We start from the raw sequence: 22,446 nt of genomic DNA on the forward strand, positions 1-22,446 counted from the left end.
TTCAGCGGCTTTTCTGCTGGATTCCTCTCATGTTTTCGCTAGGTTGCGTTGCTATGCTTGGTCTTCGAGAGGATCGGAGGTCGGGATGTCGTTTACCGAACAGGCGGAGTCGTTGCGGGCCAAGGCGCACCTGAGCGGCGTGCGTCTTCCCGTGCTCGTCGGCGTAACTGCTTTAGCGGTGGTTGTGCTCGTGGCGGCCGGGGCAAGCTTCCTGTCCGTTTTTTCTTCGGACTCCCTTGTAGTCGAGAAGGCGGGGGAGGCTGACGTCGAGGGGGCTTCGCCTGACCGGCCTCAGGAGCAAGCGCGGACCATCGTGGTCCATGTAGGCGGTTCGGTCCTTGCGCCCGGCGTGTACGAGCTTGCGGAATCCGCTCGCGTGCAGGATGCGATAGAGGCTGCGGGAGGGTTCGGGGAGCAGGCCGCGACGGATGCGTTGAACCTGGCGCGCGTTCTGACGGACGGCGAGCACGTGGTGGTTCCGACGTTGTCCGAGGTGGAGGAGGCTGCCGCTGCCGCCCCGCCCGGCGGGGCGGCAGCGCCCGGCGGGGGAAAGGTGAACATCAACGCGGCATCCGCTGCGGAACTGGATGCTCTCCCCGGCATAGGAATGTCGACTGCCGAGAAGATCGTTGCGGACAGGCAGGCTAACGGGCCGTTCGCCGCGATAGAGGATTTGAAGCGCGTATCGGGCATCGGCGACAAGAAGTACGCCGCCCTCGCCGATTCGATATGCGTGGGCTAGGCGCGTTCGCGCGCGCAATGCGCAGGGCTGCGACCAGGGCTTCCGTGCAGCTTGTGCCGAAACCGCCCAGGCGGGCGCGGGCGGCTTTCGTGCCCGAAGCCGAATACGCCGACGGGTTGCGCGCGGATGCCGGCCGCATTCCCGTTCGCCCCTCGCTGCCGCCCGTGTTCGGGTGCGCGTTGGGGCTTTGGGCGACGTGCGCGGCCGTGGTCGAAGCCGCTCGCCTCTTGTCGGCTTCGGCGTGCGCGGCTATCGGAGCCGTCGGGCTGGTCGTCTCGCTTGCGTGCTTGGCGCTCGTGTGGCGGCGTCGAGGCGCGCTGGCGGGGGTCGTCGTCTTAGGGTGCGCCCTGGGGGTGTGCTGCGGCGGTTGGCACGCTGCGGTGCAGCACGGCTTCGAAGAGCGCGTCCAGGGCCTTTCGACCCGCGCGTCTTTTCAAGCCGTGGCTGACGGGTCCGCGGGCATGTTCGGTTCGACGTGCCTTGCGCGTGCGACCGTTGAAGGCGGCGAGTCGTTTCTCGTGCGCGTGCAGCTTCCCCAAGGCGAAGGGGTTCTGCAGTACGGCCAGGCGTTCGAGGCGCAGGCTTCGTTCTCAGCTCCTTCCGATTCTTCGGCGGCGTACTGCTGGCGCAACGGCGCGGTGGCGTCGGCGCGCGTCTTCGGCTTGGAGCGGGTGGATCGCGGCGGGCCGATGGGGGTGTTGGTCGATCTGCGGTCGCGCGCTATCGGGCTTCTGACTGACCGCGGCGGCAGCGAGAGCGGGGTTCTTGCCGCGCTTGTCTGCGGATGGAGGGGGCACCTGCCCGAATCGACGTACCAGGCGTTCAAGGTTGCGGGCTTGGCCCACGTGGTGGCGGTGTCGGGTGCGCATCTTTCCATCGTTTCCGCGTTCTGCTGCGCGACGCTGCGCGCGCTGAGGGTTCCCCGCGCGGTGACGGGAGTCGTCCAGGCGGCGCTCCTCTTGAGTTACCTCGTTTTGACGGCCGCGCCGTCATCGGCCGTTCGAGCCGCTGTCATGGCGTTCGCGGGCATGGCTTCGTTCGCGGTCGGGCGCCGTCCTGCGGCGCTGAGCGCTCTGGCGGTCTGCATCGTGGGATTCGCGAGCCTTGATCCGCGTGTCGCCCTGTCCGTCTCGTTTGCGCTCTCGGCGCTCTCGACGTTGGGCATCGTGCTGTTCGCCAGCCTGTTCTCGGCTTGGATCGCCCATGCGGCGCCCCGGGTCCCCCGTTTTGCCTGCGAAGCGCTCTCGCTCACCTTCGCGTCCGCTGTGCTGGCAACGCCGCTTTCGACCGCGCTGTTCTCGCAGTTCTCGCTGGTGGCTCCTTTGGCCAACGTGGTCACCGCTCCTTTGTTCGCGCCCGCGTGCGCTCTCGGGCTGCTGTGCGTGGGAACTGCGACGATGGCTCCCGGGGTTGCCTCCGCTCTGCTCGACGTCGCCTGCGCCGGGTCGTACGTCCTCACCGCGGCCGTCGAAGCGCTGGCGCGCATTCCGTACGCAAGCGTTCCCGCCTCCGTTTCGGTTCTTGCCGCGCTGGCGGTATCGATCGCGCTGGCGGCGGCGCTTTGGATCGCGTGGCCGCGGCCGACTCGGCGCATCGTGCTGGGCGGTGCGGCGTGCGTCGCATTCGCGGCGGCGTGCTTTCTGGTTGCGCCGCCCGCAGGCGGCGATAGCATCGTCATGCTCGACGTCGGGCAGGGCGATGCGATCGTCGTGCGGAGCCGCGGATCCGCCGTGCTCGTCGATACCGGCAATCAGGATGCAAGGCTGTTCGAGGCGCTTGCGCGGCAGGGGCTCTCGCGCCTCGACGCCGTCGTGGTGACCCATGGGGACGACGATCACAAGGGGTCGCTTTCCTCCCTGGCGGGCATGATCCGTACGGAGCGCGTCTTCGTTGCGCAAGACGCGCTCGCCTGCCCGTGCGATGCGTGTCGAAGCCTGCGGGAAGACGCCGTCGCCGTGGCGGGGGAGGACGGCGTCTGCGGCCTCGCGCTGGGCGATAGCGTTCGCGTAGGGTCGATCGATTTGCAGGTCGTCTGGCCGCGGCGCTTCGAGGACGAAGGCGGGAACGCGGACAGCCTGTGCCTCAAAGCGCTTGCGGACGTGGACGGCGACGGTTCGACGGACTGGACCGCCTTGCTGGTAGGCGATGCCGAGCGCGATCAGGTGAAAGAGCTGCTGGACACAGGAGCGGCGGAGGGGGTCGACATCTACAAAGTGGGCCACCACGGATCGAAGAACGCTTTGGACGAGCAGGTTGCCTTTGCGTTGTCCCCGAAGATATCCCTGGTGAGCGTAGGGGCGGGAAATCGGTATGGGCATCCGGCCGCCAAGACCCTCGAGATCTTGGAAAGCGCGGGGTCGCGCGTACTGCGAACCGATGAGTCGGGGGATGTTTCATGCAAATTGGAACCCGATAGAATCGTCGTGGAGACGCTGCGGTAGAATGAAGCCATGACTGCTCAGAAGAAACAAAACGCACCCTTGCTCCCCGTCTACCTGATATGCGGCGAGGACGCCCTGAAGCGAGACACGGTGATGAAGCGCCTTCGCGCTCGCCTTTCCGCTTTGGGGGACCTGTCGTTCAATTCCGACGAATTCAGCGGCGAAACGGCAACCGGCGCCGACATCGTCTCGGCATGCAACACCGTGCCGTTCGCAAGCCCCGTGCGCCTTGTCGAGGTGCGCGCCGCCGACAAGCTGAAGAAAGCCGATTCCGAGGGGCTGGTAGCCTACCTCGATTCACCGGCGGAAACCACCGTGCTCGCCCTGATCGCCGAAAAGCTGGCGAAGAACACGCGTCTGTACAAGGCCGTCGCCAAACACGGAAAGACGGCCGTGATCGACTGCGCTCCGCTCAAGCGCTTCGAGCTTCCCAAGGCCGTTCGCGCCATGGCGGTGGGCCACGGCGTCACGCTTACCGAAGGCGCCGCTGTGAAGCTGGTGGATCTGGTGGGCGAGGACACGGTGCGCCTCGACAGCGAGCTCAAGAAGATCGCGCTTGCGCATCGCGGAACCGATGCCGTGAACGAGCATGAGATCGTCGCCATGGTCAGTCGCACCGCCGAGGTCAAGCCGTGGGAATTCGTCGACGCCTTCGCGGCGCGCGATGCGCGCAAATGCCTGCTGTACCTGGGGCGCATGGACTCGGTGTCTCCGCATGCGCTGCTGGCCATGTGCACGACGCGCCTGCGCGAGCTCGTCTGCGCTCGCGCGCTGGCCGATCGCGGCAATCCGCGTGGTGTGGCTGCGGCGCTCAAGATGCCCGATTGGCGCGTGAAGAACCATGCGACCTGGGCGCGCGGGTTCACCTCCGCGCAGCTGCGCGCGGCCCTCGTCGCCGCGCGCGACGCCGAGCGCGCCATGAAAAGCGGCGCCGATCCGGATGTCGCCTTCCTCGAATGGGTGCTCGGCGTGGTTGCGCGCTAGCGCAGCGAACATCCCTGCACCGCGTTTCTCGCGCGCGTCAAGCGCCGCCGCAGCTCATGTCTCTGCACGGAGGCGCGAGTTGCGGCGGCGCTTTCGCATGCAGGGGCAGCGGGAGCTTCGAGCCGTGGTCGAAAACCGGCGCGAGAATGCGAACAGGCCCCGAAACCGGGGCCTGTTCTCTCTTGATATGCGGAAGGATCGCGGGGCGATCTCCGATAGGGTGGTCGCTATTCAGCGGCTTCCTCGGCGCTCTCGGCCTCAGCCTCGGCCTTGGCGGCTTCGGCAGCTTCCTTCGCCTTGCGCTCTTCGGCCTTCTTCACTTCAGCCATGTGCTTCTCGCGGCGCTTCGCCTTTTCCTCGGACGCGGCCTTCATCTCTGCGAGACGGGCAGCCTTGCGCTCGGCCTTCTTGGAGCCGGTCTTCTGCGCCTTCTTGGCGGGCTTCACGTACGCGGCGCGATCGGCGTCGGTCACGAGGTCCTTGATGAGCAGCATGACGCCGCTCTTGCGGTTGGCAGCCTGGTTCTTGTGGATAACGCCCTTCGAGGCAGCCTTGTCGAGCAGACGGCAGGCGGCCATAGCGGCGGCGAAAGCCTCGGCGCCGTTCTCGGCGGCAACGGCTTCCTTGACGCGACGGATAGCGGTCTTCAGCTCGCTTTTGACGGCGCGATTGCGCATGCGGGCCTTCTCGTTGGTGATGATGCGCTTCTTCTGGCTCTTGATGTTCGCCATGTGTGTGTTTCCTCCAATGGATCACGAACGTAAACTTCTGCGAAGCCTTCGGGCTTCCCGTGCTTCCGGCGTCACGCGCTCGTTGCCCAGGCGTCCGATAGCCACGCATGCGATCCATGAGGACCCAGCTTTCAAAGAAAGCGCTCGATGCATGGGGAACAGGCGGGATTTCTCTGCTCCATCGACCTATCGGTCACCCAGCATCTACGAATCGTAAAGCGCAGCCACGTCTGCTGATTCGGCGATGGAAACGCCCATCGCGCGTACGTATCGCTGGATACACAATGCGATAGAATAGCAAAGGTTGGCCGAGATTGCACGAGAATTTGTCGAAACCGCACACGAAACCATCCATTCGCCGAGAAAGAGTGAAAGAGCCGAGGGGAGGCCCGCCCGTATCCTTCGCGAAATCCCGCTTCGACGCGCTCGCGGTTGCCGTCTTTGCGGCAACGCTTGCGGGCTGCGCGCCCGGGCGCATCGGGCGATCGACGCGAACGAGGCGGCTCCGTTCGCGCGCAGCTGGCGCACGTCGGCTCGTCGAGCCCGCACGCCGCTGTCGTGGAACTGTAGTGGGCGCGCCCTTTCCACCCGGGGCGAATAAGGTAGAATAGGCTTTCGTTTCTCAAGCGCCCGCGCGCGGGCTTTACGTTTTGAAAGACAGGACATGACCACCGACCCTCACTTCATACGAAACTTCTCCATCATCGCGCACATCGACCACGGCAAATCGACGCTGTCCGATCGCGTGCTGGAACTGACCGGCACCGTGTCGAAGCGCGATATGCAAGAGCAGCTGCTCGACAGCATGGACATCGAGCGCGAGCGCGGCATCACCATCAAAAGCCAGGCTGTGCGCGTGGACTACACGGCCGACGACGGCCAGACCTACCAGTTCAACCTGATCGACACGCCGGGCCATGTCGACTTCACCTACGAGGTGAGCCGTTCTCTGGCTGCGTGCGAAGGAGCCGTCCTGGTGGTCGACGCCACGCAGGGCGTCGAGGCGCAGACGGTGGCCAACGCGATGATGGCCATGAACGCCGACCTGGAGATCATCCCGCTGATCAACAAGATCGACCTTCCGGCTGCCGAGCCGGATCGCGTGCGCGAGGAGATCGAGGACGGCCTGGCCATCCCCGCCGACGACGCGGTGCTGGCCTCGGGCAAGACCGGCGTGGGCGTGCACGATCTTCTGGAGGCCGTGGTGTACAACGTGCCTGCGCCCGTCGGCGTGGCCGACGCGCCGCTGCGCGCGCTCATCTTCGACTCGTACTTCGATGCGTATCGCGGCGTGGTGGCGCTCGTGCGCGTGGTGGACGGGCAGATGAAGAAGGGCGACCGCATTCGCATGCTGGCCACCGGCGCCGAAGCGCTGGTGGAAGAGGTCGGCGCGCGCCGACCCGCCGAGACGGCGCTTCCGGCGCTCGGCGTGGGCGAGGTCGGGTACCTGGTGACGGGGCTCAAGGACGTCTCGCAGGTGAAGGTGGGCGATACCATCACGCAGGCCCATGGCGGCGTGAGCGACCCGCTTCCCGGATACCGTGAGGTCAAGCCCATGGTGTTCACCGGCCTGTACCCCATCGACGGCGATCAGTACGAACCGCTCAAAGAGGCGCTCGAAAAGCTCTCGCTCAACGATCCGGCCCTTATCTGGGAGCCCGAGAAGTCGCATGCGCTGGGCTTCGGCTTCCGCGTGGGCTTTTTGGGCCTGCTGCACATGGAGGTCATCAAGGAGCGCCTCGAGCGCGAGTTCGGGCTGGACCTGCTGGCCACGGCGCCTTCCGTGGAATACCACGTGTACAAGCAAGGCGGCGAGATGGTAAGCCTGCATTCGCCGCAGGAGATGCCCGACGCCGGCGAGATCGAGCGCGTGGAGGAGCCCTACCTCAAGGCGAAGATCCTCATCCCGCCCGATTACGTGGGCGCGGTCATGGACTTGACCGTGGCGCGGCGCGGCACCTTCATCACGATGAACTATTTGTCCACCACCACGGTGGAGATGCTGTGGGAGATCCCGCTGTCCGAGCTCATCATGGACTACTTCGACAAGCTCAAGTCCAACACGAAGGGCTACGCGTCGCTCGATTACGAGATGGACGGATACAAGCCCTCCAAGCTGGTGAAGCTCGACATCCTGCTGTCGGGCAAGCCCGTGGACGCGCTGTCGTTCATCGTGCACAAGGACAAGGCGTACGATCGCGGGCGCATCCTGACCGAAAAGCTCAAGAGCATCATTCCTCGCCAGATGTTCGAGGTGCCCATCCAAGCCGCTATCGGCGGGCGGGTTCTGGCGCGCGAGACCGTAAAGGCGAAGCGCAAGGACGTGCTGGCGAAGTGCTACGGCGGCGACATCAGCCGCAAGCGCAAGCTGCTCGAGAAGCAGAAAGCCGGCAAGAAGCGCATGAAGAACATCGGAAACGTGGAGGTGCCGCAAGAAGCGTTCATGGCGATCCTCAAAGTGGACGAGTGATCGAAAGCCCGAGGAGGTTGCATGGCACGTAAGGATACAGAAGAGTTCGACTGGCTGGACGATCCCTTCAACGACAAGAAGGCCGCGCAGCAGCCGGCCGGCATGGGCAGCGGCGCGAAGGCTGCAGTCGGCTGCGGGTGCCTGTTCGCGGTGGTGGCTCTGGTCGTCCTGTTCATATTCGCGGGCATAAGCGCGCTCGACATTCTGTCCAGCATGTAGCGCGCGGCCGTCTCCAACGAGCGAAAAGGCATCATGCACGATTTTTTCCAAAAGCACCGCCTGCTGCTCGCGCCCATGGCGGGCGTGAGCGACGAGGCGTTCAGGACGCTCTGCCGCGAGCAGGGCGCCGATCTCACGTACACTGAAATGGTGTCGGCAAAAGGACTCTCGTACGCGAACGAGAAGACGCGCCACCTGCTTCACCTGGCCGCGGGCGAGGACCAGGTGGCCGTCCAGCTGTTCGGGCACGAACCCGATACGATGGCGGCACAGGCCGGGTGGATCGAGCAGGAAATGGGGGAGAGCCTTGCCTACCTCGACATCAACATGGGCTGTCCGGCGCGCAAGATCGTCACGAAGGGCGACGGCTCGGCCCTCATGAAGGACCCTGCGCTGGCGGCGCGCATCGTGCGGTCCGTGGCGGATGCCGTGGAGCACCCGGTGACGGTGAAGTTCCGCCGCGGTTGGGCGATGGGCGATGAAAGCGCCCCCGAGTTCGCGCGTCGCATGGAAGACGCGGGCGCGGCGGCCGTGGCCGTGCACGGACGGTTCGCCGAGCAGCTGTACCACGGCAGCGCCGATTGGGGCGTGATCTCCCGCGTGAAGGAGGCCGTAAGCGTTGCGGTGATCGGCAACGGCGACGTGAAGCGCGGCTGCGACGCGGCGGCCATGGTCGAGCGCACGGGCTGCGATGCCGTGATGATCGCCCGCGCGGCAGAGGGGAACCCCTGGTTGTTCGCGCAGGCGAAGGCGGCGCTTGCCGGGCGCGCCGAGCCTGCGATGCCGAACGTAGGCGAGCGCATAGCCATGGCGCGACGTCATGCGCGGCTGCTTTCCGAGCGCGAGGGCAAGAACATCGTGCGCATGCGCAAGCACGCCATGTGGTATCTGGCCGGCTTGCCGGGCGCGGCGTCGGCGCGCGGGAAGATTAACGCCTGCGTGACCGTGGAGGACTTCGACCGGGTGTTCGACGAGTTGCTGGAAAGGGCCCATCATGCCTCATGATCCGTATCGCGCGCTGTACCTGCACCTGCCGTTCTGCGTGAAGCGGTGCGGATACTGCGACTTCGCCACGGCGGCGGTGCCGACGGATGCGCCGGAGATCGACGCGTACGTGGACGACTTGGTGCTTCAAGTTCGTCGCAAGGCGAAAGAAGGCGAGCTGGGCTCCGTCGAAACGGTGTACCTCGGCGGAGGGACCCCGAGCCATCTGGGCCTTTCGCGCTTGTCGATGCTGCTGTACACGCTGTCCTTGTCCATGCGGCTCGAGCCCGACGTGGAATGCACCATGGAAGCGAACCCCGAAAGCCTGACCGAGCGCATGGTGCGCGACATCTGGGCGCTGGGCGTGAACCGGCTGTCCATCGGCGTGCAGAGCTTCGACGACGAGGTGCTGCGCACGCTCGGTCGCGCGCATTCTGCCGACGATGCGCGCCGGGCCATCGAAGCGGCGCTGACCCGGTTCGAAAACGTCAGCGTGGACTTGATGTGCGGCATTCCGGGCCAGAGCGACGTTAGCTTCGAGGTGAGCGTGCGCGAGGCCGTTGCGCTCGGGGCGACCCATGTGAGCGTGTACCCCCTCATCGTCGAGCCGCACACGCCGTTCGACGCGGCTGTTCTGGCGGGCGAGTTGGACGAGGTCGACGACGACGTGGGGGCCTCGCACATGGAGATCGCCGCGCGGGTTCTGACCGAAGCCGGCTTCGAGCGGTACGAGGTGGCCAGCTACGCGCGGCCGGGCTTCGCGTGCCGCCACAACATCGCGTACTGGACGGGCGTGCCCTACCTGGGCCTGGGCCGCAGCGCCGCCACCATGACGCAGAACGCCGAGCGGCGCATGCGGGTGAAGGACGGCGCGGTCACCGACGATCTGGACGCGCGCCAGATGGCGGCGGAAGACCTCATGCTGGGCATGCGCATGACGCGCGGCGTGTCCGACGAGCGGGTCGAGCGCGCGGCGGAGCTGCTGCCGCAAGTAGACGAAGCGCTTGCCAGCCTGAAAGACCGGGGGCTGGTCGTTCACGAGGGCGGTCGCTGGCGACCCACGGAACGCGGGTGGCTTTGCGGCAACGAGCTGTACGGGGATCTGTTCGATCTGGCTCCGTAAGCGCCTCGAGGGGAGCGATCCGCACTTCGGCGTCTTCGTGCTCGACGGTGTCGCAGGTCCCGATTCGCGCCTACGTTCGCGGTCGTCTGCCTTCCGGCGGCTCCGATTTGGCGGCGAGCCGCCGCGTTCTGTGACGCTTCCGTTGAGATTCTCCATAATTGTCACCTTTTTTAGCACTCTCTTGCATCGGCTGCTAAAATGACACGTTGGTATTGCATCGCCTGGTGCCGATGAAGCGACGGCTTGAGCGGTGGAAGAGAGAGGAAAGGTGGAGAAGCGTGCTTTCGGATCGAAGGCAAAGGGTGCTTGCAGCCCTCATCGAAGAATACGTCGCGCGCGCTCTGCCGGTGGGCTCGCGCACGTTGACGGAGCGCTACCAGCTGGGCGTGAGCCCCGCGACGGTGCGCAACGAGCTGTCGGTTCTCGAGGACGGCGGCTACATCGCGCAGCCGCACACGTCGGCGGGGCGCATCCCGACCGATCACGGGTACCGCGCGTTCGTCGACAACCTGCTGCAGACCGACCTTGCGGGCGACGATGATCGTTACAGCCCCGTGGTGGACCAGCTGCGCCGCAGCGCGAGCGAGCTGGACGCCCTGCTCGAGCAGACGTCGTCGGCTCTGACGCGCTTGACCGACTGCCTTTCCATCGTGATCGCCCCCTCGGTCCTCAACCTGCATATCAAGCAGCTTTCCCTGATATCGCTGTCGTCCATGAGGGCGCTCGTGGTGCTGGTGACCGAAGACGGCCAGGTGTTCAATCGCCAGATGGAGTTCGCCGAAGAGGTTTCGGGCGACGATCTGGCGCACGTGCAGCATTTCCTGAGCGACGTCTTCACGGGCAAGTCGCTCCAGGAAATCGAAGACGGGCTGGGGCAGGGCATGGTCGAGGCGTTTCGCGACCCGCTCGTGCGCATGGCGCTCGACGAGGTGCTGTCGTGTTTGCAGGAAAGCGAGCAGTCGCGCGCGCATCGCCTAGGCGTAAGCTCGCTGCTCAGCCAGCCTGAATTCAGCCAGTCGCAGGCGTTGCTGCCCGTCATGCAAGTGCTCGAGGACGACACGGTGCTCCTGCAGATCATGGACGAGGCGTCCCGTCAGGCTGCCGGCGTTCCAAGCGTGCGCATCGGCAGCGAAAACGATGCCGCGGCGCTTTCGGGCGTGTCGGTGGTGGCAAGCCGGTACGGACGGGGCGAGTCTGCCGGCGTGGTGGCCGTGGTAGGCCCTACGCGCATGGACTACTCGAAGGTTATCCGCGCGGTGCGCATAGCAAGCTCCGCGCTCGAAGACGTATAGCAGTTAGGTAGAAGCAAAAACGAGTGCAGCGGAAGGGGCGGTCCTTCCGCTGGTGAAGAAAGGTTTCAACGACAGATGGCCAAGGATCTGTACGAAGTTCTGGGAGTGTCGCGGGACGCGAACGAAGACGAGATCAAGAAGGCGTTTCGCCGCCGCGCGCGCGAGCTGCACCCCGATGTAAACAAAGCCCCCGATGCCGAGGACCAGTTCAAAGAGCTCAACGAAGCGTACGACGTGCTGTCCGATCCGGCGAAGCGCGCGCAGTACGACCGGTTCGGGACCATGCCGGGCGCGGCGGGCGGCGGCAACCCCTACGGCGGCGGTTACGTGGACTTCGAGGATTTGTTCGGCGGCGGCTTCGGCATGGGCGACATCTTCAGTTCGTTCTTCGGCGGGCAGGCCGCTGGCCATGCGCCCCAGCGCCGCGAAGGCCGCGACATGGGCGTCGGCTTGCGCCTGACGCTTGAGGAAGTGGCCGCTGGAGCCAAGAAGGAGATCGTGTACGATCGCCTGGCTCCGTGCCCCGACTGCGACGGCTCGGGCTTGGGCCCCGACGGTCGCGAGGTCGTGTGCCCCGATTGCAACGGGCAAGGCCGCGTGGTCACCGTGCAGCGTACGTTCTTGGGCGACATGCAGACGGCCACCACGTGCAAGACCTGCGGCGGCACCGGCCATACTATCGAGAACCCGTGCCCGGAATGCGAGGGCCAGGGCCGCGTGCCCGACCGCCAGCGCGTGACCGTGGAGGTTCCCGTGGGCATCCGCGATTCCCAGCAGCTTCGCCTGTCCGGCTTCGGCGAAGCAGGCATGCACGGCGCGCGTCCGGGCGACCTGATCGTAACCTGCCGCATCCAGCCGCATGAGTTCTTCGAACGCGATGGCGACAACCTGCACGCGCGTGCGAACGTGTCCATCGTGCAGGCAACGCTCGGTTCGGAAATCGAGATCGACGGCATCTTCGAGGACGAGAAGGTGCAGGTTCGCATTCCCGAAGGCTGCCAGAACGAGCAGGTGGTGCGCGTGAAGGGCTGCGGCATGCCGCGCTTCCGCAGCGACGCGCGCGGCGACATGTTCGTGCATGTGAACGTGCAGGTGCCCAAGAAGGTCACCAAGAAGCAGCGCGAGCTTTTGGAGCAGCTGGCCGAGGAGATGGGCGAGGACGTGGCCGACGAGCGCACGCCGTTGCAGAAACTGCGCGACGCGTTCCAGTAGGATCGTCGGCCTGCCGGCCGATGCGCCCACTTGTATCACCCTGCGACCGTTCGACCTGCGAGGTTCCCCGTATGTCCCTGCCACATTTCTACCTGCACGACCAGGTGATCGCCGACGAGCCCGCCGAGTCCTTCCCGTTGCGCTTGGCACGCGACGATGCCAAGCATGCGCGCGTGCTGCGCCTTGCTCCGGGCGAGCACATTGCCGTGGTGGATGCCGCGCAGGACTATTTCGAATGCGAGATCGTGTCGTTTTCCGACCAGATTCCCCTGGTGCGCGTAGCCCAGCGGTTCGAGCGCGGCTCCAACGGGCCCTCGGTGGTGCTCGTGCAGGGCCTTGCCAAGGGGGACAAGATGGAAACGGTCGTGCGCCACGCGACCGAGCTGGGAGTGAGCGGGTTCGTCCCGCTTTCATGCGAGCGCTCCATCGTCAAACTGGATGCGAAAAAGACTGCGTCCAAGGCGGAGCGTTGGCGTGCCATCGCCAAAAGCGCCGCCATGCAGTCGGGCCAGCGAGCGGTTCCCGAGGTGAGCGCGCCTTTGTCGCTTGCCGAGGCGTGCGCGTTCGCGAAGAACGCGACTGCGGTGCTGATCTGCTGGGAAGAGGCTCCGCAGACGGCGCGCTTGGAGGACGCGATCGCGCGTGGCCTCATGCTCAACAGCATGCCGGCCGACGAGGCGCGCATTGTCGTGGTGGTCGGCCCGGAAGGCGGTTTGACGCAGCGTGAGGTGGATGCGCTTCTGGAATGCAACCCTTCTTCGGCGCTGGTCACGCTGGGACCTTCCATTCTGCGTACGGAAACGGCGGGCATCGTGGCGCCGGCGCTCGTGCTCTACGAGCTGGGTCGCATGGCGGCGGTGAGCGACCGGGGCGATGCGGGCGACGGGGCGGATCCGTTGCCGAGCGGCGCCTCCGAGGGCGAATCCGTCCGTACGCCCGAGCAGGCGGGCGAAGCCGGGGAAGCGGGCCGCCGGACGCTCGATCCCGGCCGCGCTCCTCGAAAGGGGCTGCTATGAGCTTCGCCGTGGTGAACCTGGGGTGCAAGGTGAACCGTGTCGAGTCGGATTCCTTCGCCGCCGCCTTGCTTGCCCGAGGGCAGGCCTGCGTTGCTGAAAGCGAAGCCGATTTGATCGTGGTGAACACGTGCACCGTTACCGGCGAGGCCGAGAAGAAGACGCGCAAGGCCGTGCGGCGCGCGCTGCGTTGTAACGATCGAGCCGCGGTGGCGGTTACCGGGTGCGCGGTGGCCATCGACGCCGCAACGTACGAGGCCATGGATTCGCGCGTGCGCGTCGTGGGCAAGGGCCAGCTTCTGGAGCAGATCGAGCAAGGGCAATGGGATCATACGGGCGCCGTTCCTTGCGTCGCCAAGGCGGGCGAAGGGCACGTCGAGCTTGCGCCTGCTTCGGTGCTGCCGCTGGGTCGAGGCTTTCGGACGCGCGTGGGCGTGAAGGTGCAAGACGGATGCGACAACGCGTGCACGTACTGCATCGTGCACGTGGCGCGCGGTCGCGCCGCCAGTCGTCCAGCCGACGACGTGGCAGCCGAATGCACATCGCTCGCACGCGCCGGAGCGCGCGAGATCGTGCTGACCGGCATCAACCTGGGGTCGTATCGCGACGGCGCGCGGCGCGATCCAAGCGCGTTGCGCCTGGCCGATCTGCTGCGCCGCCTGCTCGACGAGACGGCGGGCCTGCACGAATCCGACGCGCCTCCCGTGCGCTTCCGCGTGTCGAGCATCGAGCCGCGCGACGTCGACGAGGCGTTCATCGAGCTGCTGGCTTCTGCGCAGGGTCGCGTGTGCCGCCATCTGCACCTGCCCTTGCAGGCGGGTAGCAACAAGGTGCTGCGCGAGATGGCGCGTCCTTACGATGCGAGGCGTTTCGAGGCGCTCGTGGACCGATTGCGCGCCAGCGTGCCCGGCATCAGCCTGTCGACCGACGTCATCGTGGGCTTTCCGGGCGAGACCGATGCCGAGTTCCAGGAGACGCTTGCCGTGGCGCGGCGTTGCCGCTTCTCGAAGATTCACGTGTTTCCCTATTCGCGCCGCGAGGGAACGCCGGCGGCCGCGCGCGACGACCAGGTGGCTTCCGAGGTCAAGGCGTCGCGCGCCGCGGCCCTGCGCGCCCTCGGCGACGAGCTGCGCGCCGCCGACCGCGCCCGTCGCGTGGGAACCGTCGAGCTTGCCCTGGTGGAAGAGGGCGGCGTGGCCATGACGGAAAGCTATCACGAGGTGGACGCTCCTGCGGGCGCGCAAGTCGGGTCGCTCGTCGAGGTCGCCCTGTAGCCAACTGCTGGCGGAAGTCCTGTACGACCGACTTCCGTCTGGCGTTCGCGCAGGTGCAACGGTATACTCTGTTTCGATAACGATCGCGAAACGGGGAAGCCATGACCGACGAAGAGGCGCGCGAGCGAGCGCGCAAACGGCTTGAAGAGCGAACCGCACGGCGCAACGGGCAAGCGGCCGGCCCGCATCTGCCACGCGAAGCGTCGTCGCGCCCCGATGGTCGGCAAGCCCGCCGCGCAGGTGCGGGCGAGCAGCATCATGGCGGCTCGAAACCGGCCGACCTCTTGCTTGCGGGCGTCGATGCCGTGTCGAACGCCGTCCGCGCACTCGGTCCGAAGCGTCTGCTTGCAGGGCTCGCGGCCGTGCTCCTGATCGTGCTGGCCGTGGTGGGCGTTCGCAGCTGCGCAAGCTGCACGGCCGAGCAGCCCGAGCCGGCTCCCGATCCTGTCCCTGAAGCGCAGCAGCCGCAGAAATATCCCATCGACCAGGCGGCTCTTTCCGCGATACTCGGAAACGACCTGACCGCGCAGCTTGTGAAAGCGGCCGAGACCAGCGACGATGCGGCTTGGATTGCCGCGCATCCCCAAGCGTACGCGGTTGACGGCGAAGCGGTGCAGTACAAGCTGCTCAAACTGGCGGCGACCGAGCCCGAGGCCGTTTCCTCCGTCAGGCAGTTCCCCGACGCGTATCCTGCCAGCGAAGCCGGGGCGTGCGACGAGGCGCGCAAAGGCGAGGTGCCCCGGCTGTACCAGTGGGACAGCCGCTGGGGCTTCACCGTGTACAGCTCGACCACGTTCGCGCTTACGGGGTGCTGTCCCACGGCGCTTTCCATGGTGTACCAGGGTTTGACGGGCAAAAGCGACCTGTCGCCCTACGACATGGGCGTTCGGGCGAAGCAGGGCGGCTACATGGCCACCTTCGACGGCACGGATTCGTCCTTCTTGACCAACGAAGCGGCGTCGCTCGGCCTGTCCTGCCAGCCGATCGGGGTCGATGCGGGAAGCCTGCGCAGCGCGCTCGAAAGCGGCGCGGTGGTCATCTGCAACGTCGGCCCCGGCGATTTCACGGACAACGGCCACTTCTTCGTCGTAACGGGGCTCGCCGACGACGGCACGCTCAAGGTGAACGATCCGTACTCGGCGCAGCGCTCGGATCGAACGTGGAGCATCGACCAGGTGATCGGCCAGACCAAGACGCTCTGGGCGTACCGCCTGGCCTAGGGACGGTCCCGCAGACCGCATTGTCGCCCGAAACGTACGGTTTCTGCGGCAAAACCGTACGTTTCGGGCGACAATGCGAATCGACTGCGAACTTGTTCCGGGCACCGTTTTGGGCACCTGCACCATATTCCCTTGTCGGTTCGGTGACATCGTCTCCGAGCGGGCGGCCGCATGGTACAATAGCCGGCATGACTGATCAGACGCACATTACTCTCACGGCTCCTCAGAGCGTGAACATGGCGCTCATCGTGGGCCCGGCCGACGAGCTGTTGCACATCGTGGAAAGCGCGTTCGAGGCGCGCATCACGGTACGGGGCGATTCCATCATGCTCGAAGGCGATCCCATCGAGGTGCAGTCGCTTACCGTTTTGTTCTCGGATCTCATCAAGCTGGTGGAAGGCGGCGACGAGCCCACTTCGGACTACGTCCGTCGCGCTATCGACCTGCTGCGCACGGCTGAATTCTCGCCGCGCGCTTTGCGCGAGGACATCCTGCTCACGTACCGAGGACGGGCCATACGCCCGAAGACCGCCGGTCAGAAGCAGTACGTGGACGCCATTCGCGAAAACACCGTCACCTTCGGCATCGGGCCGGCCGGAACGGGCAAGACCTACCTGGCCATGGCCATGGCGGTGGCTGCGCTCAAGCGCAAGGAAGTGGGACGCATCATCTTGACGAGGCCCGTCGTGGAGGCGGGGGAGAGCCTGGGCTTTCTGCCGGGCACCTTGACCGAAAAGGTGGATCCCTACATCCGTCCGCTTTACGACGCTCTGTTCGACATGACCGACATGGAGCGCGCAACCCAGCTCATAGACAACGGCGTCATCGAAATCGCCCCGCTTGCGTTCATGCGCGGGCGCACGCTCAACGACAGCTTCATTATCCTCGACGAGGCGCAGAACACCACGCCCGAGCAGATGAAGATGTTCTTGACGCGTTTGGGATTCGGTTCCAAGATGGTGATCACGGGCGACGTGACCCAGCTCGATCTGCCGCGCGGCATTTCCGGGCTCAAGGGCGTCCGCCGCATTCTCGAAGATGTGGACGATATCGCGTTTTGCGACTTCTCCGGCAAAGACGTGGTGCGCCATTCCCTGGTGGCCGCCATCGTATCCGCCTACGACCAGGCAAGCAAGAAGGGATAAGCCATGGATATCCAGATCAACTACGATTTTAGAAAAGACGAGCTGGAAAAGCTGCCGCTGCACGAGTTGACTCAGTTCGTGCTGACGCGCGAGGACAAGCCCTTCAACACCGAGGTGTCCATCAGCTTCGTCACCGACGAGGCCATCGCCGAGCTGAACGAGAAGTACCGCCAGAAATCCGGTCCCACCGACGTGCTGTCGTTCGAGTGCGACGGCGTGGACGACGACCTGTCGGCCATGACGCTGGCGCAGGACCCCGTCTTCGAGCTGGGCGACGTGATCATCGCCCCGGACGTGGCAAGCAGGCAGACGCGCGAGTTCGGCACCACCTTCGAAGAGGAGATCAGCTTGCTTCTCGTGCATGGCCTGCTGCACCTGTGCGGCTACGATCACATCGAGGACAACGAGGCCGAGGTCATGGAAAAGCGCGAGGCCGAGATCCTCGAAGCCTGGTCGAAGCGCTAAGCGCTCGACGTGATCACGAAAGCGTCGAACATCATGGACGAGGACGGGGAAAAGCGCGCTTCTGCGCAGGGGGACGTGCGGGACGAAGAAGGGTTCGTCCGCAATCGGGCGTCGAAGGAATCGCATGCGAGGTTTTCGCTCGGCCGCGCGTTCTCATGCGCGGGAGACGGGCTTGTCTTCGCGGTGCGCACGCAGCGCAATATGAAGATACACCTGGCCGTTGCCGCAGCGGCCGTGATCCTGGGCGTTCTGCTGCGCATCGACGCCGTATCGTGGATCGCGATCGTTTTGTGCATCGCTGCGGTGTTCGCGGCGGAGTGCTTCAACACGGCGCTTGAATCGGTGGTCGACCTGGTGTCGCCCGGGTACCACGAGCTGGCGCGGCGCGCGAAGGACTGCGCGGCGGCGGCCGTGCTCGTGTTCGCCCTCGCCGCTGTGGCGGTGGCCGCGCTCGTGTTCGTCCCTCGCTTGGCGGCGCTGCTCGGGGCGTAGAACTTCGGCGTCGCGCAAAGATACAGAATCGGTTGGAAGGAACGCAACCTTGGAAATGCCCGAACACTTCAAATCCGGCTTCGTCACGTTGGTGGGCAGGCCGAACGCCGGCAAGTCGACGTTGCTCAACGCGATCATGGGCAAGAAGATCGCCATCACGTCGAATACCGTGCAAACCACGCGCCACCGCTTCCGCGCGGTCTACACCAAAGACGACTACCAGATGATCATCGTGGACACGCCCGGCCTGCACAAGCCGCATGACGCGCTGGGCGAGGAGCTGAACGTCTCCGCGCTCAAGGCGCTCGAGGACGTGGACGTGGTGGCCATGCTCATCGACGCGTCGAAGCCCGTGGGCCGCGGCGACGAGTGGGTAGCCGAGCAGCTGCGCCGATCGCGCGCGAAGAAGATCTGCGTGCTGTCCAAGACCGACCTCGTGAATCCCGAGCAGCTTTCCCGCCAACGCGAAGCGGCCGAGAAGCTTGGCGAATGGGATGCGATGGTGGGCTTGTCCTCCGAGACCGGGAAGAACGTGGACGCGTTCATCGAGGAAGTGGTGTTCCTGTTGCCCGAGGGCCCGGCGTGGTTCCCGCTCGACATGGAGACCGACCAGCCGATCGAGGTCGTGGTGGCGGAGTTCATCCGCGAGAAGATCCTGCGCTCGTTCCATGACGAAGTTCCCCACGCCATCGGCGTGCAGGTGGAAGAGATGGAGTACGATCGCAAGAAGGACCTCCATCGCATCTTCGCGCGCATCTACGTGGAGCGCGACAGCCAAAAGGGCATCATCATCGGCAAGCGAGGCGCCGCCATCAAGCAGATCGGCACCGAAGCGCGCGCCGACCTTGAGCAGCTGCTGGGCACGCGGGTGTTCTTGGACCTGTCGGTCAAGGTGAAGAAGAACTGGCGGCGCGACGAGAACCAGATTCGCCGATTCGGCTACGGCGAGGGCTTGTAGGGCTTGGATGCGCGCGCTTCGGCGCGCCGAAGCCAGCTTGGCTCGCGTTTTTTTGCAAGTATTGTCGTGAACCGGAGGTTCGCCGGGTTGTTCGGGTGCTCTCGTGGTTTTTCGGCTACAATCTTTTCGTACCGTCACCTGCGAGGGAGTAAGTCAGCATGATCTGTCCTCATTGCCATTCCGAAAACCGCGACGGCGCGAAGTTCTGCAACGAATGCGGACTGCCGCTGTCGGGGAAAATAGCCGAGGTTGCCGCCGCGGTCGATGCCGATCGAGAGTCGCTTGCGCCTGTACCCGAAGCCGCGAACGACGACGAGCTCGATCCCGATTTCGCAGGCTCGGTCTCTTCCGACGAGGAAGAGCCGACTGCCGGCGTGCAGGCGGGATCATCCGGCCCGCTCGACCCCGCCAAGCTTCCCGCCATAGACGTTGCGGGCGTGAACGTCGACGAAGACGGCAACGCGTTCGATTTCAGCCCGTCCGACGAAGAAGCCGTCTCCGATGAGGCTTCCGAGGAGCCGCCGACGCGTGACGACGATCTGACCCCGTTCATTCCGAAGCGTTCTCAGGAAGACTTCGAGGCGGGGCGCACAGCCGACCTTTCCGGCCTTGACGAGTGCTTGGTCGATTCCAACTACGTACCGCCGCAATCGTCGTGGCGTTCCGGCGGCACGATGGAAATGCCGCGTATCGAAGGCGGCGCAGCGCCGAAGCAGAAGGAGTTCCGCGCGCCCGATCCGAACGCGAAGAAGGGCGGCAAGGGCAAGGTGGTTGCCATCGTGCTCGCATGCTTGGTGGCCGCCGCGGGAATCGCAGCGGTTGCGACGTACCAGATGGAGCTTTGGGGCGGAAAGATCCTTCCCAATGTTGTGGGCATGACGCAGACCGACGCCACCTACGTGCTTGAGGGCAAGGGCTTCGCGGTGCGCACCATGCAGGTGAAGTCCGACGAGACCGAAGGCGTCGTGCTGCTTATGGACCCGGGCGCCGGCGCGCGACAAGACGAGGGAACCGAGGTTGTCATACATGTGTCGGAAGCGCGCGTCGTGCCCGAAACGGTAGGCATCCAGCGCGATGAAGCCGCTGCGAAGCTGAAGGAATTCGGTTTCGAGAACGTGAAGTTCGTGACGCAGAAATCAGACGAGCGCGAAGGCATCGTCTTGGCCGTTTCCCCCGAAGCCGGTACGAAGGCCAAGGCGAACGAGCCCGTCACCGTTACGGTGGCCGCTGCATACACGGTTCCCGATATCACGGGGATGACCTGGGATCAGGCGGTTGCCGCGATCGAGGCCGAGGGCCTGACGGCCACGAGCGCCTACGTTTACGATGACGCTGCGGCTGACGGAACCATCCTGGGCACGTCGCCTGCGGCAGGCGAGAAGGTTGCGTCGGGTTCGAGCGTTACCGTCAACATCGCGCGTTCGCGCGGGGCCGAGCTGACGGCGGCGGCGCAGGCGTATCTGGCAAGTGCGGGCACGGTGAACATCGGGGGGACCACCTACGCGATCCAGTCGGTCGACGGCATAACGTACCAAGGAAACGACACGACCGCTTTCACCATCACGGCTGCGGCGATAACCACGCTCGACGGCGAGACGGTGCGCGGCTCGTACAAGCAGAAGAGCGGCGTTATCGTTTGGGACAGCGCGAACAGCATCGTGAGCATTTCGTAGGCGCGGCGTGGCTCAGCCAACCTACGATGCGCGCGGCATCGTGCTGCGCAAGACGAAGCTGGGCGAGAGCGATCTGATCCTGACGATGCTCGTCGAGGACGGTTCGCAGGTGCGCGCGGTGGCGAAGGGCGCGCGCAAGCCTGCGAGCTCTTTCGCTTCGCGTTTGGAGCTCTATTCGGTGGCAGACGTGCTTTTAGCGCGGGGGCGCAGCCTTGACGTGGTGAAGGAAGCGCGCTTGGTGGAGAGCAACGAGCGCTTGCGCCGCGACATGGAGCACGCGGCCTGCGCGGCTCCCATGGCCGAGCTGCTCGACCGCGTTACGCAGATGGATCTGGAGAGCCCTCGGTTGTTCGCATTGACCTGCACCGCGCTCTCGTCTCTGGGACGGGTGGACGCATCGCGCGCTCCGTTGATCTGCGCAGCTCACCTGCTCAAGACCGTGTCGTTTGCGGGCTTGCGCCCCAGTTTGAGCGTCTGCGCGGGATGCGCCTGCGACGTTGTTTCTGCCGAACGCAGCGAGGTGTTCGTGTCGTATCGCGAGGGCGGGGTGCTCTGCTCAAGCTGCGCGTCCCAGGTTGAGTCGCAGCTGGTGCCCGGCGAGGTGGTAGCCTGGAGCAAAGCCCTGCTCTGCTCCACGTTCTCCGCCATCGAAGACATGGAGGCGGGTCCCTCCGAAGCCTTCGCGGTTCTGCGTTTTTGCCAGGAATGGATCTACGAACATGTTGGGACGCGCTTGAAATCGTTGAACTTTCTGTTCACGAGCGGGTTATTCTAGCAAGAGGAAAGGTTTGACATGTACACGTACAAGACGAGGGGAACGTGCTCCCGCGAGATCAACATCGAGCTTGAGGGCGATTCGGTGTCGCATATCGACTTCGTGGGGGGCTGCGACGGCAATCTGAAAGCTATCTCGAAGCTGGTTCAGGGCATGTCGGTGGACGAGGTTGCTGCGCTGCTCGAAGGCAATACGTGCGGCCGCCGTTCCACATCGTGCGCCGATCAGTTGGTGAAAGGGCTTCGCGAGGCGCAGACCGCCCGCTAGGGCCGCGCCTTCTGAACCGGGCGCGGCCCTAGCGGATCATGCCGCTTGGTACGCCCAGATGGCGCGGCATTGGCCGAGAACGGTTTGGAAATCCCAGCTTTGCGCGGTGCGCTCGGGGCTGTTGGGGTCGCGCACGATGAGCCGGCCTTGCTGGTCGATGCCTGCAAGCACGATGAAATGCCCCGTGGTGGTGAAGTCCCCGGGTCCTACGCTGCATATCACGGGCGACCCCGAAACGATCGCCCGCCTGATGCTGGCCTTGTCGGCGGGCAGCTCGGTTGCGGCAAGTCCCAGCCGGGCTGCGCCGTCGGTCATGAAGGTCCAGGCGGTGCCTTCGGTGGATGCCGCCCCCAGGCTTTCCGAGAACGCCCCCATATCGGCCGGGGTCATATCGTCTTTCCCGGTCAGAGCTATGTACGCCATGGTCATGCACGTGGGGCCGCAGCCGGTTTCCCCGAAGGAGTCTCCTGCGTACGTCGTGTTCGACCATGCGGGATCTTCCTGGTACAGGATCGGCATCTCGCCGATGTGCCAGGCGCTGCGCGGCGTGCTTTGCGCTGCGGGACCGGCGTTCGCGGTTGCCTGCGCGCCCTCGATGAGCGTCGTGAGCGAGGTGGCTGCGTAGAAGCACGCCCCGACGAGCGCGGCGACAAGTCCCGTCAACCCGGCCAGCTTGACGGCGCCGGCCCGTCCTTTCGCCGTGCCACGTCGAGCTGGCACGCTGCGGCGGACGGGCCGATAGCCGTGACGATCGTGCTCGAACGAATTGGTGTAGCCCATAGCGGGTCCTTTCTACTGGCCGATGCGGCGGAGCGCCGCGGGGCGGGGCGTCGGTCCGCGCGAGCCTTCGCTTCCAGTATCCCCGCAGGCAGCTTTCGCGTCTCATAAGAAACGCCAACCGATGTATTAAGCTTTCCTTAACAAATATAGTCATTTCAAATAACCGCAGCAGTCTGACCAGCGGTT

Annotated in this window: 21 protein-coding genes; 19 read left to right on the forward strand and 2 right to left on the reverse strand. The window is 65.3% G+C overall.

What is annotated here, in order from left to right; translation table 11 throughout:
- The first annotated feature begins 85 nt into the window (after positions 1–85).
- The 3 genes from ACTQZK_RS01430 to holA all read left to right on the forward strand — a co-directional run bounded on the left by ACTQZK_RS01430 (position 86) and on the right by holA (position 4,167).
- On the forward strand, positions 86–742 hold the full coding sequence (locus ACTQZK_RS01430; RefSeq protein ID WP_225749228.1) for a ComEA family DNA-binding protein: 657 nt from the start codon (positions 86–88) through the stop codon (positions 740–742).
- 89 nt (positions 743–831) lie between these two features.
- Positions 832–3,183: a DNA internalization-related competence protein ComEC/Rec2 gene (locus tag ACTQZK_RS01435; RefSeq protein WP_441898114.1), complete on the forward strand. Its 2,352-nt coding sequence runs from the start codon at positions 832–834 to the stop codon at positions 3,181–3,183.
- 9 nt (positions 3,184–3,192) lie between these two features.
- On the forward strand, positions 3,193–4,167 hold the full coding sequence (holA, locus tag ACTQZK_RS01440) for a DNA polymerase III subunit delta (protein WP_225749226.1): 975 nt from the start codon (positions 3,193–3,195) through the stop codon (positions 4,165–4,167).
- Positions 4,168–4,394: 227 nt separating this feature from the next.
- Here the strand turns inward: holA and rpsT are convergent, their stop codons facing one another.
- Positions 4,395–4,898, reverse strand: coding sequence for a 30S ribosomal protein S20 (gene rpsT, locus ACTQZK_RS01445; protein ID WP_114565709.1), 504 nt, complete (start codon positions 4,896–4,898; stop codon positions 4,395–4,397).
- Between the two features lie 664 nt (positions 4,899–5,562).
- Here rpsT and lepA point away from each other — a divergent pair.
- The 16 genes from lepA (at position 5,563) to ACTQZK_RS01525 (ending at position 21,480) form a co-directional block, all read left to right on the forward strand.
- Positions 5,563–7,368, forward strand: coding sequence for a translation elongation factor 4 (gene lepA, locus ACTQZK_RS01450; protein WP_216528535.1), 1,806 nt, complete (start codon positions 5,563–5,565; stop codon positions 7,366–7,368).
- A 21-nt stretch (positions 7,369–7,389) separates the two neighbouring features.
- Positions 7,390–7,587, forward strand: a complete 198-nt coding sequence (locus ACTQZK_RS01455; RefSeq protein WP_114565707.1) for a hypothetical protein — start codon at positions 7,390–7,392, stop codon at positions 7,585–7,587.
- Positions 7,588–7,620: 33 nt separating this feature from the next.
- Positions 7,621–8,592, forward strand: coding sequence for a tRNA dihydrouridine synthase DusB (gene dusB, locus ACTQZK_RS01460; protein WP_225749224.1), 972 nt, complete (start codon positions 7,621–7,623; stop codon positions 8,590–8,592).
- On the forward strand, positions 8,582–9,694 hold the full coding sequence (gene hemW / locus ACTQZK_RS01465) for a radical SAM family heme chaperone HemW (protein ID WP_225749223.1): 1,113 nt from the start codon (positions 8,582–8,584) through the stop codon (positions 9,692–9,694). Before dusB ends, hemW begins: the two co-directional genes overlap by 11 nt.
- Before the next feature lie 278 nt (positions 9,695–9,972).
- Positions 9,973–10,986 carry a heat-inducible transcriptional repressor HrcA gene (gene hrcA, locus ACTQZK_RS01470; RefSeq protein ID WP_123191294.1) on the forward strand — a complete coding sequence of 338 codons (1,014 nt, stop codon included), beginning with the start codon at positions 9,973–9,975 and terminating at the stop codon, positions 10,984–10,986.
- A 75-nt stretch (positions 10,987–11,061) separates the two neighbouring features.
- On the forward strand, positions 11,062–12,198 hold the full coding sequence (dnaJ, locus tag ACTQZK_RS01475; RefSeq protein WP_114565704.1) for a molecular chaperone DnaJ: 1,137 nt from the start codon (positions 11,062–11,064) through the stop codon (positions 12,196–12,198).
- 71 nt (positions 12,199–12,269) lie between these two features.
- Positions 12,270–13,214, forward strand: coding sequence for an RsmE family RNA methyltransferase (locus ACTQZK_RS01480; RefSeq protein WP_441898119.1), 945 nt, complete (start codon positions 12,270–12,272; stop codon positions 13,212–13,214).
- On the forward strand, positions 13,211–14,485 hold the full coding sequence (gene mtaB, locus ACTQZK_RS01485; RefSeq protein ID WP_418831238.1) for a tRNA (N(6)-L-threonylcarbamoyladenosine(37)-C(2))-methylthiotransferase MtaB: 1,275 nt from the start codon (positions 13,211–13,213) through the stop codon (positions 14,483–14,485). Before ACTQZK_RS01480 ends, mtaB begins: the two co-directional genes overlap by 4 nt.
- A 101-nt stretch (positions 14,486–14,586) precedes the next feature.
- Complete coding sequence (locus tag ACTQZK_RS01490; protein ID WP_441898121.1) at positions 14,587–15,705, forward strand: C39 family peptidase; 1,119 nt, start codon at positions 14,587–14,589, stop codon at positions 15,703–15,705.
- A 188-nt stretch (positions 15,706–15,893) separates the two neighbouring features.
- Complete coding sequence (locus ACTQZK_RS01495) at positions 15,894–16,850, forward strand: PhoH family protein (protein WP_114565700.1); 957 nt, start codon at positions 15,894–15,896, stop codon at positions 16,848–16,850.
- Between the two features lie 3 nt (positions 16,851–16,853).
- Positions 16,854–17,315, forward strand: a complete 462-nt coding sequence (gene ybeY / locus ACTQZK_RS01500; RefSeq protein ID WP_225749220.1) for an rRNA maturation RNase YbeY — start codon at positions 16,854–16,856, stop codon at positions 17,313–17,315.
- 9 nt (positions 17,316–17,324) lie between these two features.
- The gene (locus ACTQZK_RS01505) at positions 17,325–17,807 is read left to right on the forward strand and encodes a diacylglycerol kinase family protein (RefSeq protein ID WP_225749219.1); all 483 of its coding nucleotides are present in this window, start codon (positions 17,325–17,327) and stop codon (positions 17,805–17,807) included.
- Between the two features lie 55 nt (positions 17,808–17,862).
- Positions 17,863–18,765, forward strand: a complete 903-nt coding sequence (gene era, locus ACTQZK_RS01510) for a GTPase Era (RefSeq protein WP_114565698.1) — start codon at positions 17,863–17,865, stop codon at positions 18,763–18,765.
- Positions 18,766–18,923: 158 nt separating this feature from the next.
- Positions 18,924–20,438: a PASTA domain-containing protein gene (locus ACTQZK_RS01515; RefSeq protein ID WP_216528529.1), complete on the forward strand. Its 1,515-nt coding sequence runs from the start codon at positions 18,924–18,926 to the stop codon at positions 20,436–20,438.
- Between the two features lie 7 nt (positions 20,439–20,445).
- Positions 20,446–21,213: a DNA repair protein RecO gene (recO, locus tag ACTQZK_RS01520; RefSeq protein ID WP_441898124.1), complete on the forward strand. Its 768-nt coding sequence runs from the start codon at positions 20,446–20,448 to the stop codon at positions 21,211–21,213.
- 18 nt (positions 21,214–21,231) lie between these two features.
- The gene (locus tag ACTQZK_RS01525) at positions 21,232–21,480 is read left to right on the forward strand and encodes a TIGR03905 family TSCPD domain-containing protein (protein ID WP_114565695.1); all 249 of its coding nucleotides are present in this window, start codon (positions 21,232–21,234) and stop codon (positions 21,478–21,480) included.
- Positions 21,481–21,516: 36 nt separating this feature from the next.
- On the opposite strand, the gene ACTQZK_RS01530 is transcribed toward ACTQZK_RS01525, so the two are convergent.
- Positions 21,517–22,260, reverse strand: a complete 744-nt coding sequence (locus ACTQZK_RS01530; protein ID WP_441898126.1) for a C39 family peptidase — start codon at positions 22,258–22,260, stop codon at positions 21,517–21,519.
- Positions 22,261–22,446 lie beyond the last annotated feature (186 nt).

Source organism: Paraeggerthella sp. LCP19S3_G8, assembly GCF_052119225.1.
GTDB classification, from domain to species: Bacteria; Actinomycetota; Coriobacteriia; order Coriobacteriales; family Eggerthellaceae; genus Paraeggerthella; species Paraeggerthella hominis.

Bases quoted from the DNA above. Each gene is read 5' to 3' on its own strand.
- ACTQZK_RS01530 (WP_441898126.1), bottom strand. From the start codon at position 22,260: ATGGGCTACACCAATTCGTTCGAGCACGATCGTCACGGCTATCGGCCC.
- era (WP_114565698.1), top strand. From the start codon at position 17,863: ATGCCCGAACACTTCAAATCCGGCTTCGTCACGTTGGTGGGCAGGCCG.
- ACTQZK_RS01480 (WP_441898119.1), top strand. From the start codon at position 12,270: ATGTCCCTGCCACATTTCTACCTGCACGACCAGGTGATCGCCGACGAG.
- ACTQZK_RS01490 (WP_441898121.1), top strand. From the start codon at position 14,587: ATGACCGACGAAGAGGCGCGCGAGCGAGCGCGCAAACGGCTTGAAGAG.
- holA (WP_225749226.1), top strand. From the start codon at position 3,193: ATGACTGCTCAGAAGAAACAAAACGCACCCTTGCTCCCCGTCTACCTG.
- ACTQZK_RS01455 (WP_114565707.1), top strand. From the start codon at position 7,390: ATGGCACGTAAGGATACAGAAGAGTTCGACTGGCTGGACGATCCCTTC.
- dnaJ (WP_114565704.1), top strand. From the start codon at position 11,062: ATGGCCAAGGATCTGTACGAAGTTCTGGGAGTGTCGCGGGACGCGAAC.
- ybeY (WP_225749220.1), top strand. From the start codon at position 16,854: ATGGATATCCAGATCAACTACGATTTTAGAAAAGACGAGCTGGAAAAG.
- ACTQZK_RS01495 (WP_114565700.1), top strand. From the start codon at position 15,894: ATGACTGATCAGACGCACATTACTCTCACGGCTCCTCAGAGCGTGAAC.
- hemW (WP_225749223.1), top strand. From the start codon at position 8,582: ATGCCTCATGATCCGTATCGCGCGCTGTACCTGCACCTGCCGTTCTGC.
- mtaB (WP_418831238.1), top strand. From the start codon at position 13,211: ATGAGCTTCGCCGTGGTGAACCTGGGGTGCAAGGTGAACCGTGTCGAG.
- dusB (WP_225749224.1), top strand. From the start codon at position 7,621: ATGCACGATTTTTTCCAAAAGCACCGCCTGCTGCTCGCGCCCATGGCG.
- ACTQZK_RS01525 (WP_114565695.1), top strand. From the start codon at position 21,232: ATGTACACGTACAAGACGAGGGGAACGTGCTCCCGCGAGATCAACATC.
- lepA (WP_216528535.1), top strand. From the start codon at position 5,563: ATGACCACCGACCCTCACTTCATACGAAACTTCTCCATCATCGCGCAC.
- ACTQZK_RS01515 (WP_216528529.1), top strand. From the start codon at position 18,924: ATGATCTGTCCTCATTGCCATTCCGAAAACCGCGACGGCGCGAAGTTC.
- ACTQZK_RS01430 (WP_225749228.1), top strand. From the start codon at position 86: ATGTCGTTTACCGAACAGGCGGAGTCGTTGCGGGCCAAGGCGCACCTG.
- rpsT (WP_114565709.1), bottom strand. From the start codon at position 4,898: ATGGCGAACATCAAGAGCCAGAAGAAGCGCATCATCACCAACGAGAAG.